The sequence below is a fragment of the Streptomyces sp. AC555_RSS877 genome, from assembly GCF_019049245.1.
Classification (GTDB): Bacteria; Actinomycetota; Actinomycetes; order Streptomycetales; family Streptomycetaceae; genus Streptomyces.
Genome location: NZ_JAGMUK010000040.1, coordinates 562,730 through 576,278 on the forward strand (window position 1 = coordinate 562,730; position 13,549 = coordinate 576,278).

At 69.4% G+C, this 13,549-nt stretch carries 12 protein-coding genes; 7 read left to right on the plus strand and 5 right to left on the minus strand.

Features of this window, described 5'->3' with window-relative positions; translation table 11 throughout:
* Positions 1 to 47 precede the first annotated feature (47 nt).
* Complete coding sequence (locus KUM49_RS19945) at positions 48 to 455, plus strand: YciI family protein (RefSeq protein WP_217238196.1); 408 nt, start codon at positions 48 to 50, stop codon at positions 453 to 455.
* A gap of 8 nt (positions 456 to 463) precedes the next feature.
* The gene (locus KUM49_RS19950) at positions 464 to 1,609 is read left to right on the plus strand and encodes an RNA polymerase sigma factor (RefSeq protein WP_217238272.1); all 1,146 of its coding nucleotides are present in this window, start codon (positions 464 to 466) and stop codon (positions 1,607 to 1,609) included.
* Positions 1,610 to 1,751: 142 nt separating this feature from the next.
* Here the strand turns inward: KUM49_RS19950 and KUM49_RS19955 are convergent, their stop codons facing one another.
* Entirely contained in the window at positions 1,752 to 2,486 is a 735-nt protein-coding gene (locus tag KUM49_RS19955; protein WP_217238197.1) for a hypothetical protein, read from the minus strand.
* A gap of 383 nt (positions 2,487 to 2,869) precedes the next feature.
* Here KUM49_RS19955 and KUM49_RS19960 point away from each other — a divergent pair, with 383 nt between their 5' ends.
* Positions 2,870 to 3,442 (plus strand): HAD domain-containing protein, encoded by a 573-nt coding sequence (locus tag KUM49_RS19960; RefSeq protein WP_217238198.1) that lies wholly within the window; start codon positions 2,870 to 2,872, stop codon positions 3,440 to 3,442.
* 87 nt (positions 3,443 to 3,529) lie between these two features.
* Here KUM49_RS19960 and KUM49_RS19965 read toward each other — a convergent pair whose 3' ends face one another.
* The gene (locus tag KUM49_RS19965; protein ID WP_217238199.1) at positions 3,530 to 4,546 is read right to left on the minus strand and encodes a LacI family DNA-binding transcriptional regulator; all 1,017 of its coding nucleotides are present in this window, start codon (positions 4,544 to 4,546) and stop codon (positions 3,530 to 3,532) included.
* A gap of 321 nt (positions 4,547 to 4,867) precedes the next feature.
* Between KUM49_RS19965 and KUM49_RS19970 the strand changes: the two genes are divergently transcribed.
* The 4 genes from KUM49_RS19970 to KUM49_RS19985 all read left to right on the plus strand — a co-directional run bounded on the left by KUM49_RS19970 (position 4,868) and on the right by KUM49_RS19985 (position 9,756).
* Positions 4,868 to 6,142, plus strand: coding sequence for an ABC transporter substrate-binding protein (locus tag KUM49_RS19970; RefSeq protein ID WP_374200179.1), 1,275 nt, complete (start codon positions 4,868 to 4,870; stop codon positions 6,140 to 6,142).
* Positions 6,143 to 6,253: 111 nt separating this feature from the next.
* Positions 6,254 to 7,249: a carbohydrate ABC transporter permease gene (locus tag KUM49_RS19975; protein WP_217238201.1), complete on the plus strand. Its 996-nt coding sequence runs from the start codon at positions 6,254 to 6,256 to the stop codon at positions 7,247 to 7,249.
* A gap of 13 nt (positions 7,250 to 7,262) precedes the next feature.
* Entirely contained in the window at positions 7,263 to 8,204 is a 942-nt protein-coding gene (locus KUM49_RS19980) for a carbohydrate ABC transporter permease (RefSeq protein ID WP_217238202.1), read from the plus strand.
* A gap of 91 nt (positions 8,205 to 8,295) precedes the next feature.
* The gene (locus tag KUM49_RS19985) at positions 8,296 to 9,756 is read left to right on the plus strand and encodes a GH1 family beta-glucosidase (protein ID WP_217238203.1); all 1,461 of its coding nucleotides are present in this window, start codon (positions 8,296 to 8,298) and stop codon (positions 9,754 to 9,756) included.
* A gap of 76 nt (positions 9,757 to 9,832) precedes the next feature.
* Here KUM49_RS19985 and KUM49_RS19990 read toward each other — a convergent pair whose 3' ends face one another.
* The 3 genes from KUM49_RS19990 to KUM49_RS20000 all read right to left on the minus strand — a co-directional run bounded on the left by KUM49_RS19990 (position 9,833) and on the right by KUM49_RS20000 (position 13,361).
* Complete coding sequence (locus KUM49_RS19990) at positions 9,833 to 11,362, minus strand: APC family permease (protein WP_217238204.1); 1,530 nt, start codon at positions 11,360 to 11,362, stop codon at positions 9,833 to 9,835.
* Positions 11,363 to 11,553: 191 nt separating this feature from the next.
* Positions 11,554 to 12,681 (minus strand): Gfo/Idh/MocA family protein, encoded by a 1,128-nt coding sequence (locus KUM49_RS19995; RefSeq protein ID WP_217238205.1) that lies wholly within the window; start codon positions 12,679 to 12,681, stop codon positions 11,554 to 11,556.
* Complete coding sequence (locus tag KUM49_RS20000) at positions 12,651 to 13,361, minus strand: ThuA domain-containing protein (protein WP_217238206.1); 711 nt, start codon at positions 13,359 to 13,361, stop codon at positions 12,651 to 12,653. Before KUM49_RS20000 ends, KUM49_RS19995 begins: the two co-directional genes overlap by 31 nt.
* Positions 13,362 to 13,549: the final 188 nt, after the last annotated feature.

Genomic DNA, 13,549 nt, shown 5'->3' on the forward strand with positions numbered 1-13,549 from the left:
TGTGAACGCGACCACAATGGGTCGCATCAGCACCGAGGAGAGACACCATGGCGAAGTACTTGCTGCTCAAGCACTACCGCGGCGCCCCGGCTCCGGCCAACGACGTACCCATGGACAAGTGGACGCCGGAGGAGATCTCGGCTCACGTGCAGTACATGAACGACTTCGCGGCCCGGCTCGAGGAGACCGGCGAGTTCGTCGACGGCCAGGCGCTCGCCCCCGAGGGGACGTGGGTCCGGTACGACGGTGAGGGGCGCCCGCCGGTCACCGACGGTCCGTTCGCCGAGACCAAGGACCTCATCGCCGGCTGGATGGTGATCGACGTCGACACCTACGAGCGCGCCGTCGAGCTGGCCGGGGAACTGTCGGCCGCCCCCGGGGCGGGCGGGAAGCCGATCCACGAGTGGCTGGAACTGCGCCCGTTCTACGGTGTGTCGCCCACCATCACGGAGTGACCCTCGAGATGAACGAAGCCCTGCTCCGGAGCCTCACGCCGAGCGTGCTCGCCATCCTCGTCCGCCGCGGAGCCGACTTCGCGGCGGCTGAGGATGCCGTGCAGGACGCACTCGTCGAGGCGGTCCGCGTCTGGCAGGCCGACCCGCCGCGGGATGCGAAGGGCTGGCTGGTCACCGTGGCCTGGCGCCGGTTCCTCGACGCGACTCGGGCGGACGCCGCCCGCCGCCGGCGTGAGGAGAGCGTCGACGAGGAGCCGGCGCCCGGGCCCGCGCCCGCGGTGGACGACACGCTCCAGCTCTACTTCCTGTGCGCCCACCCGTCGCTGACGCCGTCGTCCGCGGTCGCGCTCACGCTGCGCGCCGTGGGCGGGCTGACCACCCGCCAGATCGCCCAGGCCTACCTGGTGCCCGAAGCGACCATGGCGCAGCGCATCAGCCGGGCCAAGCGCACGGTCTCCGGCGTGCGGTTCGAGCAGCCCGGCGACGTGTCCACCGTGCTGCGCGTCCTCTACCTGGTCTTCAACGAGGGTTACTCCGGCGACGTCGACCTCGCCGCCGAGGCCATCCGGCTCACTCGGCAGCTCGCGGCCGTGATCGACCACCCCGAGGTGGCGGGGCTGCTCGCTCTCATGCTGCTCCACCACGCCCGGCGCGCCGCGCGGACCGCGCCCGACGGCAGCCTGGTGCCGCTCGCCGAGCAGGACCGCGGCCGGTGGGACACCGAGTCGATCGCCGAGGGCGTCGACATCCTGCAGGCGGCGCTCGCCCGCGACCGGCTGGGCGAGTTCCAGGCCCAGGCCGCCATCGCCGCACTCCACGCCGACGCGCCCACCGCCGAGGAGACCGACTGGGTGCAGATCGTCGAGTGGTACGACGAGCTCGCGCGCCTGACCGACAGCCCGGTCGTCCGGCTCAATCGCGCGGTGGCCGTCGGCGAGGCGGACGGACCGCGCGCCGGCCTTGCGGCACTCGCGGCCCTGGAGGACACACTGCCCCGCCACACTGCTGTTGCGGCGTACCTCCACGAGCGCGACGGCGACCTGGCGACGGCGGCACGGCTGTACACGGAGGCGGCCCAGAAGGCCCCCAACCTGGCCGAGCGCAGCCATCTGACCCGCCAGGCCGCCCGGCTCAACGCCCGGGGGCGCAGTTGACGGGATGTGCCCGGATTCTCCGCGGCACCGCGGCACTTGCCGCGGACCGTGGCCGAAGCGGTCGCCTCGACCTCACGAGCCACGAGCTGAAGAAGGCGCCACATGACCGGGGTGTCGGTGCGGGAGTTCGCGCGGTGCGCTTTTACTGCGGTCGCATCAGGTGCAAGTCCTCACCCCATGCGTCCAGCACCGTGCCGTGCCCGGCCCGGCGGGCGACTGCCTCGACGTGCGCGAAGAGATGACGCTGTGTGGACACCTCGCCCGTTCGTGAGACGCGGTCCGCAGCATCGAGGAGCCTGCCGGTGTCCCAGCCGGGCAGGGGGAACCGGTCAAGTTCCCACTGCACGTACCTGTTGTAGGGACGGGGGCGGAGGTCGAGAGTGAAGAGCAGTTCCAGCAGGAACCGGATGCTGTCGGCGGCGTCGAGTCGGGCCGCGAGCGCATGTCCGTCGCGGCCGTTCTTGAGCGAACCGTAGAGAGAGTCGGCGTAGGCGTCGAGCCACTGGCCGGCTTGGCGGAATGCGTCATCGGCGTCGAGCCGTGCCGCGTCGGCCAGGATCTGCGCGACGCCTCCGTCGAGCCGGTCGAGCACGATCCGGGCGCGGGCGAGGGCGTACCGCTCGAAACCGGTGGCAGCGGTGCGGAACTCGGCGGCGGTCAGGATGACGAGGTCGAGTTCTGGGGAGCGGTGCCCTGTGAACCGGGTGAGGGCCGTTGTCGCGCGATCGGCGAGGACGACGTAGAGGTCGTGGTCGGAGTGCTCCGTACTCATGCCCTCGTGGGCCTGTGCCCCCTTGAGGACAAGACCGCCGACAGCTGGATCAGCGGCGGCGAGTTCGACGAACGCGTCGTAGGTGAGTGGCTGCTGAGCAGTCATTGCGTGATCTCCGGTGTGGGGATGACGGGTTTGCCGCGCCGGGCGGCCCCGAACTCGTGGGGGGGCGCCCGCACCGTCTGCGGCGGCGTGGCCGCCGCCCGGAAGATCAACGCACGGGTGGACTTCACCGCCGGGCCGGCTGAGAGGTCTCGCGTTCGACCGCCTCAAGCAGTCAAGTGGGAGGTCAGTCCTCCGTGGCCGAAACAGCCGTAGCAGCCGCTCATTGATCTCAACAGCCTTGCCTGCGGCCTGGCGTGGCATCCGGAGCCCGTCACTGGCCGGGTAGGCCGGATACGGACTCCTTCGCACGGTGACTTTGCAGCCACGAGCGCGCGTGACCTGCGCAGACTCCTGCTCCCCTTGACGCCGCTATCGTTGCTGCCGTGACCGGTTGTGCCGAGCGTCCGCTGCTCTTCCTCGATGTCGACGGACCGCTGATTCCGTTCGGGGCGGCGCCCGAGCTGTGTCCGGAGGGGTATCCGACGTATCCGGCGGGCCTCGCGTCACCTGGGACCGATGGGCATCCGCTTCTGGCAAGGATCAATCCCGGGCACGGGCCGCGGCTGACGGCTCTGCCGTGCGAGGTGGTCTGGGCCACGACATGGATGGCCGACGCGAACGAGAGCATCGCACCACGGCTCGGCCTGCCCGAGTTGGACGTGGTGATGTGGCCCGATCCCTGCGACGAGGACGACCAGGACGACCAGGACGAGCGAGACGGTCTGCACTGGAAGACCCGCACCCTCGTCCAGCGGGCAGCCGGCCGCTCCTTCATCTGGGTCGACGACGAGATCACCGACACTGATCGGGCCTGGGTGTCGGAGCACCATCGAGGGCAGGCCCTGCTCCATCGCGTCGATCCCGCCCGGGGTCTCACCGACGCCGATTTCACCGCTCTCGACGAGTGGCTGCGAACGGAACCCACCTGTCGATCCTGCCTGCCTGAGCGTGCGTGAGTGCTCCCCGTGAAGTCGCAGCGGACCTCTCCTGTGCCGCCCCGTGTATCGCTCCGCCTGACTCACCGGCGCCGGCCCCCCACGGGCTCAGGACGACTCGCGGACGACCAACTCGGTGGGAAGCGTGACGTGCCGACGCGGTTCCTCGGGGTTGCCGATCTCTTGCAGCAGGATGTGGGCGATCATGCTGCCGATCTCCTCGACGGGCTGACGCACGGTGGTCAGGGGCGGGTTGCTGTGGCGGGCGATGATGGAGTCGTCGAATCCGACCACGGCCACGTCGTCGGGGACGCGTCTGCCCTGCCTGCGCAGCTCCGCCAGCGCCCCCGCCGCCATGACGTCCGAGGCGACGAACACGGCGTCGAGTCCGGGGACTCGTTCAACGAGTGAACGCATCGCGGCCTCGCCGCCCTCCTCGGTGAAGTCGCCCGAGGCCACGAGTCGGTCCGTGGCCTCGTGGCCCGCCTTCTCGAGGGTCTCGCGCCAGCCCAGGAGCCTGCTGCGCGCCACGTCCATGTCGAGCGGTCCGCTGATGGTGGCGACGGTCCGCCGTCCGCGGGCGAGGAGGTGGCTGACGGCCGTCGCGGCCCCGCCGGTGTTGTCGGAGTGCACGTGGCTGAGTGACTCGTCGGGGGAGCGGCGTCCGGCGAGGACCGTGGGCAGTCCCATGTCCTCCAGCAGGCCCGGCAGCGGATCGTGCTCGTGCACCGACACCAGGAGCACGCCGTCGACACGCCGCTCCGCCACCGACTCGGTGAGCTGGTCCCGCTCGGCCTGGTCGCGTACGAGCACCAGTTGCAGTTGTGTCCGGGTCTCGGCGAGGGCGGTGCTGACCCCCCGGATGACGGCCGAGAAGTAGGGCTCCGAGCCCAGTCTGCTCGCCGACTCGGGGATCACGAGGGCCACGGAGTTCGTTCTGCTCGTCACCAGCCCCCGGGCGACCGAGTTCGGTACGTAGTTGAGCTCGGCGATGGCGGCGAGCACGGCGGCCCTGGCCTTCTCGCTGACGAGCTCCGAGCCGTTGATGACTCGTGAAACCGTGGTGCGTCCGACACCGGCGCGCGCGGCCACGGTTTTGATGGTCGGACGTTGCCTGCCAGCCATGACGCCTCCCTCGCTTCTGCGGTGCCCGGACGGCTCTCACCTGCGCGCATTGTGTCAGACGGCATCGCGTGTCCGCAGGGTCCGAGCGCGGGGACAGGAAATCCTCCCGCAACGAAGTGGTTTCGACTTCTTGACAGACGCCTTTCGCGGCGGCCAGGCTTCGAGCTCCTGAGTGGGAACGTTCCCATCGCAGTTTGGGAACGTACCCACCGGACAAATCGTGCCTACGGGGCGGACCGTGGGGCTCGAACTCCGGTGCGTCAGCGCCGCCGCTAGGAGGACGAAATGGACAAGCTCCGAATGAAGTCGCGTACGAGAGTCATGGCCGCCGTGTCGGCTGTGTCGGCTCTCGGTCTGGTCGTGAGCTGCGGGGGCAGCGACGGGGGGACCGGTGGCGGGAAGAAGGACGGCAAGGTCACCATCACCATGGGGCTCTTCGGCGTCATGGGCTTCAAGGAGACCGGTCTGCTGGACCAGTACATGAAGGAACACCCGAACGTCGTCATCAAGGCGGACGTCGCGGGCGACGAGCAGACCTACTACACCGCCCTGCAGACCCACTTGGCAGCCGGCAGCGGACTGAAGGACATCCAGGGCATAGAGATTGGTCGGGCCAAGGAACTGTCCGACACACAGAAGGACAAGTTCGTCGACCTGGCCGGCGTCACCGGGACGGACCACTTCCTTCCGTGGAAGCAGAGCCAGGTCACCACCGCGGACAAGAAGGTCATCGGCCTCGGCACCGACATCGGCCCGATGGCGGTCTGCTACCGCAAGGACCTCTTCGAACAGGCCGGCCTGCCCACCGACCGCGACGAGGTCGCCAAGCTGTGGGAGGGCGACTGGTCGAAGTACGTCGCCACGGGCAAGCGGTTCAAGCAGGAGTCGAAGGCCGACAAGGTCGCCTTCATGGACAGCTCCAGCGGACTGTTCAACGCCATGATCTACGGCAACTCCCAGCAGTTCTACGACAAGGAGGGCGAGCTGATCTACGGCACCAACCCTGTCGTGAAGGACGCGTGGAAGCTGGCATCCGAGGCGGCCACGTCCGACCTGACCGCGAAGCTCCGCCAGTTCCAGCCCGGTTGGGACCCCGGCCTGGCCAACAGCACCTTCGCCACCACCGTCTGCCCAGCGTGGATGCTCGCGCACATCAGCGAGAAGGCGGGCCCGAAGAACAAGGGCAAGTGGGACGTCGCCAAGGCGCCCAAGGGTGCCAACTGGGGCGGAGCGTTCCTGGGCGTGATGGAGAAGAGCCCTGTCAAGAAGGAGGCGCAGGAGCTCGTGGCCTGGCTCACCGCCCCCGAGCAGCAGGCCTACCTCTTCAAGAAGATCGGCAACTTCCCCTCGTCGCAGACCGCGTTGTCCCTGCCCGAAGTGGTCGATGCCAAGTCGGACTACTTCAGTGGCGCGCCCATCGGCAAGATCTTCAGCGCCGCGGCCCAGGAGATCCCCGACGAGCAGGTGCTCGGCCGCAAGGACGGCACGATCAAGGACATCTTCTCGCAGGGCCTGACCTTGATCGAGGCGCAGAACAAGAGCTCGAGCGAGGCATGGAAGACCACTGAGACGCGCATCGAGAAGGCCGCCGGCTGACCTCGGGCCACGTTGCCCGTCCTCCGCAGCAGCCCGGCGTCCCAGGCGCGGCCCGTGTGGGCCGCCGGGCCCCTTGCCCGTCTCCCTCATCCCCAGGAAGGACGCCTTCCGGTGGCCATCTCCACCTCGACACCCCCAGACGGTGCGCCCGGCACCGCCCTGCCGGCCGGGACCGGCACCGGCGGGGACCGCCAGCGGCGCCGAACGCTGCTGCACCGCCTCGACGTCCGCGGTGCGCCGTACGCCTTCATCGCACCGTTCTTCGTCGTCTTCGCCGCGTTCAGCTTCTACCCGCTCATCTACACCTCGTGGATCTCCCTGCACCGCGTCGAACTGTCCACCCTGAATTTCATGGAGTGGGTCGGCTTCGACAACTACACGGCGCTGTGGGACGACGACCGCTTCTGGAACGCGCTGCTCAACACCATCACGATCGGCGTCCTGTCGACAGTGCCGCAGCTGCTGATGGCGCTCGGGCTGGCGCACCTGCTCAACTACCGGCTGCGCGGCTCGACGTTCTTCCGTGTCGCCGCGCTGACGCCGTATGCCACGTCGGTGGGTGCCGCGGCCCTGGTGTTCACGATGCTCTTCGAACGCGACTTCGGCATGATCAACTGGATGCTGAGCCTGGTCGGCGTAGACAACATCGACTGGGAGAACAACAAGTGGGCCGCGCAGACGGCGATTTCCTCGATCGTCATCTGGCGCTGGACCGGCTACAACGCCCTGCTCTACCTCGCGGCGATGCAGGCGATCCCGCGCGACCGGTACGAGGCCGCGGCCATCGACGGCGCTTCGCGGTGGCAGCAGTTCCTGAAGGTCACCGTCCCCGGCATCCGTTCCACCATCGTGTTCACCATCGTCCTGTCGACGATCGGTGCCACCCAGCTTTTCGGTGAGCCCCTGATCTTCGGCCAGGGACCGAACGGCATCACCGGCGGAGCGGACAACCAGTACCAGACGCTGGGACTGCTGCTGTACGAGGAGGGCTGGAAGAACTACCAGATGGGCCGGGCCGCCACGGTCGCCTGGGCGATGTTCCTGCTGCTCATTCTCGTGTTCGTCGTCCAGCGAGTCGTCAAGCGCGTCCTCGCGCGCAAGGCCTGACCGGGAGGTTTCCATGACCACAGACAGCATCCCGGTCCAGACGGCGGACGTGCGCCCCGGGACCGAGCGGAAGGCCCGGAAGGGCACCCCGTCCGACGGACGACGCCCACGCCTGTTCCGGCACCCGGGTGCCGGACGTCAGCACCACGCGGGCCCCGTCGCCTACATCCTGCTGGGGCTCGCGGCCCTGTTCTCCCTCTTCCCGCTCTACTGGACGATGGTGGCGGCGTCGACCGACAACACGCGCGTCACCCAGACGCCTCCGCCCTTCCTGCCGGGACCCCATCTCCTGGAGAACCTCGGCAAGGCCTGGCAGGACGCCGCGTTGGGCAAGGCCATGCTCAACAGCCTGATCGTGGCCGGCGTGATCGCCCTGTCCACGGTGCTGTTCGCCACCCTCGCCGGCTTCGCGTTCGCCAAACTTCGCTTCAAGGGCCGCAACATCCTGCTGATGCTCGTCATCGGCACCATGATGGTGCCGCCGCAACTCGGTGTCGTACCGCTGTTCATGATGATGACCGAGCTGGGCTGGGGCCAGAAGCTGCCCGCCGTCATCTTCCCCACGCTCGTCAGCGCCGTCGGCGTGTTCTTCATGCGGCAGTACCTGTCCGAGGCGCTGCCCGACGAACTCATCGAGGCCGGCCGCGTGGACGGTGCGCACTCCCTGCGCATCTTCTGGAGCATCGTGCTGCCGATCGCCCGGCCTCCCATGGCCGTGCTGTTCATGATCACGTTCGTGCACGCCTGGAACGACTTCTTCTGGCCGTTCATCGTGCTCGACATGACCAATCCGACGGTGCCCGTCGCCCTCACCCAGCTCAGCGCGGGGTACGTGCGCGACCAGTCACTGATCATGGCGGGCGCTCTGCTCGGCACGCTGCCCCTGCTCGCCATGTTCGTCGTCTTCGGCCGTCAGATCGTCGGCGGAATCATGCAGGGCGCGGTCAAGGGATGAGCACCCTGCCCTCTCCCCGTTGCCGCGGCCCGTCGACGCCGGCCACCCCGCTTCGCCCCTCCCCCCTCGCAGCCCATCTGGAAGGACCCACGTGACCACCGCAACCCGACGTGTCGAGCCCGCCCCGGAGAACACCACCGCCCTCACCTTCCCGCAGGGATTCACCTGGGGCACGGCGACCGCCGCGTACCAGATCGAGGGCGCCGCCTCCGCGGACGGACGTACCCCTTCGATCTGGGACACGTACTCGCACACGCCCGGCAGGGTGCGCAACGGCGACACCGGTGACATCGCCACCGACCACTACCACCGCTGGCGCGAGGACGTCGCGATCATGGCGGACCTCGGCGTGAGCGCCTACCGGTTCTCCCTGTCCTGGCCGCGTGTGCAGCCGACCGGCCGTGGCCCGGCCGTCGAAAGAGGGCTCGACTTCTATCGCGCTCTGGCCGACGCACTGCTGGAGAAGGGCATCGAACCCGTCGTCACGCTGTATCACTGGGACCTGCCGCAGGAGCTGGAGGACGCCGGTGGCTGGCCGGAGCGCGCCACCGCGGACCGGTTCGCGGACTACGCGGCCCTGGCCGCACATGCCCTGGGGGACCGGGTGAAGACCTGGATCACTCTCAACGAGCCCTGGTGCAGCGCCTTCCTCGGATACGGCTCGGGTGTCCACGCGCCCGGACGCACCGACCCGGTCGCGGCCCTGCGCGCGGCGCACCACCTCAACCTCGCCCATGGCAGGGCCGTTCAGGCGCTGCGCGCCGAACTGCCCTCCCGGGCGCAGGCGTCCATCACCCTCAACATCCACCACCTCCGCGCGCTGACCGACTCCGCCGAGGACGTCGACGCGGCCCGCCGGATCGACGCCCTGGCCAACCGGGTCTTCACCGGCCCTGTGCTGGAAGGCCAGTACCCGCAGGATCTCTTCCAGGACACGGCGAGCCTGACCGACTGGTCCTTCGTGCGGGACGGCGACACCGCCACGATCCACCAGCCGCTGGACTTCCTGGGCGTCAACTACTACACGCCCACGGTCGTATCCGCCGCCAACGGCGAGGCCAGCCACGGCTCCGACGGCCACGGGGCGAGCGAGCACAGCCCCTGGCCCGGCGCCGACAACGTCGCCTTCCACCGGCCCCCGGGCAGTACGACCGCGATGGGCTGGGCGGTCGACCCCAGCGGCCTGTACGACCTGCTGATGCGACTGAAGGCCGATTTTCCCGCGTTGCCTGTGATGATCACCGAGAACGGGGCCGCGTTCGACGACTACGTGAACCCGGAGGGCGAGGTGGCCGACCCCGAACGCATCGCCTACCTCCACGGCCACCTCTCGGCCGTGCACCGGGCGATGGTGTCCGGCGTCGACGTGCGGGGCTACTTCCTGTGGTCCCTGCTGGACAACTTCGAGTGGGGCTACGGCTACAGCAAGCGCTTCGGTGCCGTCTACGTCGACTACCCGACCGGCAAGCGCATCCCGAAGGCCAGCGCGCGGTGGTACGCCGACGTGGCCCGCACCGGCACCCTGCCGGAGGCGAGCCACGGGACCCAGTGACAGAAGGGGCGCCGCACGGCCGACCGGCGAGGGAGCTCGCCGGTCCGCCCGCCCAGACGAAGAGCGACGCCGTGCGCTACCGGGTGGCGGCGGATGCCGTGCGCGTCGGCTTGCCCAGAGCCCAGAAGAGCACGCCGAGGAGCACGAACCCGATGAGTGGGACGACCTCCGTCAGCAGGTACTTCCAGCGCTCGCTGTGACCCCAGCCGTCCGGTGCGTACGCGGAGCCGAACCAGTGGTCGCCGAGTCCGGGGGCGACCAGCTGCACGCCGGCGAACAGGACGAGCAGGGTGAGGACCACGCTGATCGTGCGGGGGAAGGGCGCCTTGTAGGGCCGCGGCACGTCCGGGGCCTTGCGGCGCAGTACCGCGAGTGCCGGGAAGATGCCCAGGTAGCTGACCAGGGTGGTGGAGACGGCGAGGCCGAGGACGGCGCCGAAGAGCTTGGCGGCGCTGCCGTCGGTCAGCTGGTGGGCCAGGACGAGGACGACGGTGGAGACCAGCCCGCTGAGGATGTTGACCCGTACCGGGGTGCCGAACCGGCTGGAGATGACGCCGAGGAAGCGGGGCGCGGCGCCGTCGTAACCGGAGACGGCGAGGGCGCGGTCGGAGCCCATGACCCAGGTGACTCCCGAGGACAGCACCGTGAGGATGAACAGGAGCGCGGCGAGGTCGCCGAGCAGGCTGCCGGTGCCGCCGAGGGTGGCGGTGCCGTCGGCGGAGACGTGGCCGCCGTACACGGTGAAGACCTGCCGGATCGCGTCGATGAATCCGCCGAGACCGGTGATGGCCTTGACGGGCAGGACGAGCAGGATGCCGAGGATCGGCAGCGCGTAGAGCACGACGGCGAGGACGGCGCTGCGGAAGATGGCGAAGGGCACGTCCTTCTGGGCGTCGGTCATCTCGTCGCCCGCGGTGCTGGGCAGCTCGAAGCCGACGTAGTTGAACATCAGGACGGGCACCAGGGCGACGAATCCCGCGTACGTCGGGGAGAAGTCGCCGAGGCCGAATCCGTGCAGGCCGTGCTGGACGCCGTAGACGGCGACGGTGAGGGTGAACAGGCCCAGGAGGACGAAACGGCTCCAGGCGCCGATGGTGGGAATCCACTTGCCCACGTCGAAGGAGAGGATCGCGGCCAGGACGCCCACCCAGACGAACACGAGGGTGAAGGCGTAGAAGGCCGGCGTGCTCAGGGCCTTTCCGTCGTTGAAGAACGTGGTGTAGGCCGTGACGGCGGAAACGGAGAGCGTGCCGCCGAGCCACACCGGGTTGGTGATCCAGTACAGGAAGTTGTTGACGGCACCGGCCAGACGCCCGAAGGCACGGCTGGTCCAGATGTAGGGGCCGCCCTCGTCGGGGAACGCGGCCCCGAGTTCGGCGGTCAGCAGTGCGGAGGGCACGAAGAACACGACGGCCAGCACGATGAGCCAGGTGAACGCCTCGGCACCGGACGAGGCCACCGTGCCGATGGTGTCCACCCCGACGATGGTGCACAGGAGGAAGAAGAGGATGTCGAAGCGGCCGAAGTGCTTGCGCAGCTTCTGGCGCTCCGTCCGGGCCGCTGTCGGTGCCTCGGCATGCTCGGACGTGATGGGGCCAGCGGCCACGTGGAGCTCCTGCGTGCTCGTGGGACGGGCGGGATTCGGCCAATGATCTGCCGTCGCCCAGGGGCCCACAAGCGTTCATGTGCAAGTCTTGACTATCACTTCTCCGTATGGTTGCCACGGCCACCGCACGGAGGCGGCCGGTGCGAACCCGGTGGCACGGACTGCCGTACGCCGATCGAAGCCCTCGTCCTTCACGGCGACGTGGGTCGGCGAGGGGAGGATCCTCTCCACTCCTCGGCTGCCGTCAGCGGAACAGGGACCGGCGGCGCTGTCGACGTCGTCAGTTCGATGCGTCGCCCCTCGGCCGACGAGCGGAGCAGAGCGCTCATCGCCTCGAGCACGTGCAGGGCGAGTTCGCCGTTCGCGCGAGGCGCCCGCCGCCCGTCGGCGGCGACGAAGTCGAGCAGACCGATGCCCCGTGCGCTGCCGACATAGCCCGCCGACGTCGGGAGCGTGCGCCGGCGCTTGTCGCCGAGTTCGAAGAGCTGTACGTCGCCGTCGAAGCGGTTCGGATCCGGAACCGTGAGCGTCCCCGCCTCGCCGTGGACCTCGATCGGAGCCGCCGCTGTGGCCACGCCGTCGAAGCTCGTCGTGATGGTCGTCAGGGCCCCGTTCACGTGCTCGAGCACCCCGGAGACATGGCTGTCCACCTCGACCGGTATCCGCTCGCCCGCGCGCGGGCCGGAACCGATGACGCGCTCGGCGCGCAGCCGGCTGGACGCGCCGATCACGGCACGCACCGGACCCAACAGGTGGACCAGGGACGCGAGGTAGTACGGCCCCATGTCCAGCAGGGGGCCACCTCCGGCGGTGTAGTAGAAGTCGGGGTGGGGGTGCCAGCGTTCGTGTCCCGGGGTGACCATCACGGCCGAGGCGAACAGGGGACGTCCTATGCTCCCGGCCTCCACAGCCGCCCGCGCCGTCTGGATTCCGGTGCCCAGGACCGTGTCCGGCGCGCACCCCACACCGACTCCCGCCTTCGCGGCCGCCTCCAGGACGCTGTGGGCGTCAACAAGGTTGGCGGCCAGCGGCTTCTCTCCGTAGACGTTCTTGCCGTGGCCGATGGCGCCGAGGGCGATCTCGGCGTGCGCGGCGGGGACGGTCAGGTTCAGCACCGTGTCCACGTCCGGGCTGCTCAGCAACTCCTCGACCGTCAGCGCCTGGACGCCCGGCAGTTCACCGGCGACGGCGGCCGACCGGGAGGCGTCGAGGTCGGCGACGGCGGTGACGCGCACCGCGGGATGGCCGAGCAGAGTGTCCAGGTACGCGCGGGAGATGACTCCGAGCCCTACGACGCCGATGCGGTGCGCGTCGCCCACAGCATGCCCCTTTCGATGATGGTGCGGACCTGCGAGTTCTCGAGCACGTCGAGGCTGTGCCCCGGTGTCGTCACCACGATGCGCCCCGCGCCCCACCGACGGGTCCAGACGGCCGGCGAGCTGACGGGCCGGTGCCAGGGGTGCCACGGCCGGGTGGGGTGGGTGGTGGTGGCCAGGACGTCGATGAGGTCGTCGTGGAGCACCCAGTACTGCTCGGTGTACAGCTCGAAGTCCTCGATGCCGGCGGTGATGGGGTGCTCGCGGCCGAGCTCGGTGATGTTGACGGTGTGCGGCAGGTAGTTGTCCGCCGCGTCTCCCTGACGTTCACACGGCTCCTTGCCCGGGTGGGTCGCGAACTGGCCTCCCACCAGGTGCAGATAGTCGGAGGAGGCGCGGAACGAGTCGGCGATGCCGCCGTGCCAGCCGGTGAAGCCGGTGCCGGCCACGACCGCCGCGCGCAGTCCCGACAGCTGCGCGGCGGTGATCTCCGACATCGTGACGCACTGCACGACGAGATCGGTGCCGGCCATCTCGGCGGCGTCGGCGTAGACGTCGGTCGACTCCTCGATGCGGACGTCGTATCCGTTGCGCTGGAGGAAGGGGAGGAACAGCTCCGTGGCCTTGACCGGCTGGTGTCCCTCCCATCCGCCTCGGACGACCAGGGCGTTCTTCCGCGTCATCTGCTTCCTTCATGGGGCCGTCGCCCCGGTCTCGGTCGGAGGTGCTCGCCTTGAGGATGCGTCAGTCACCCGCGCTCAGGAAAGGGTTGCCGGCTACACGAAAGTTTCGGCTCTTCGGCAGCTGCGCACCGCGACAGCCGTCCGTACCGGCTCAGGCCGAGCGGTGGCGACTCGCTGACGGCGCCGTC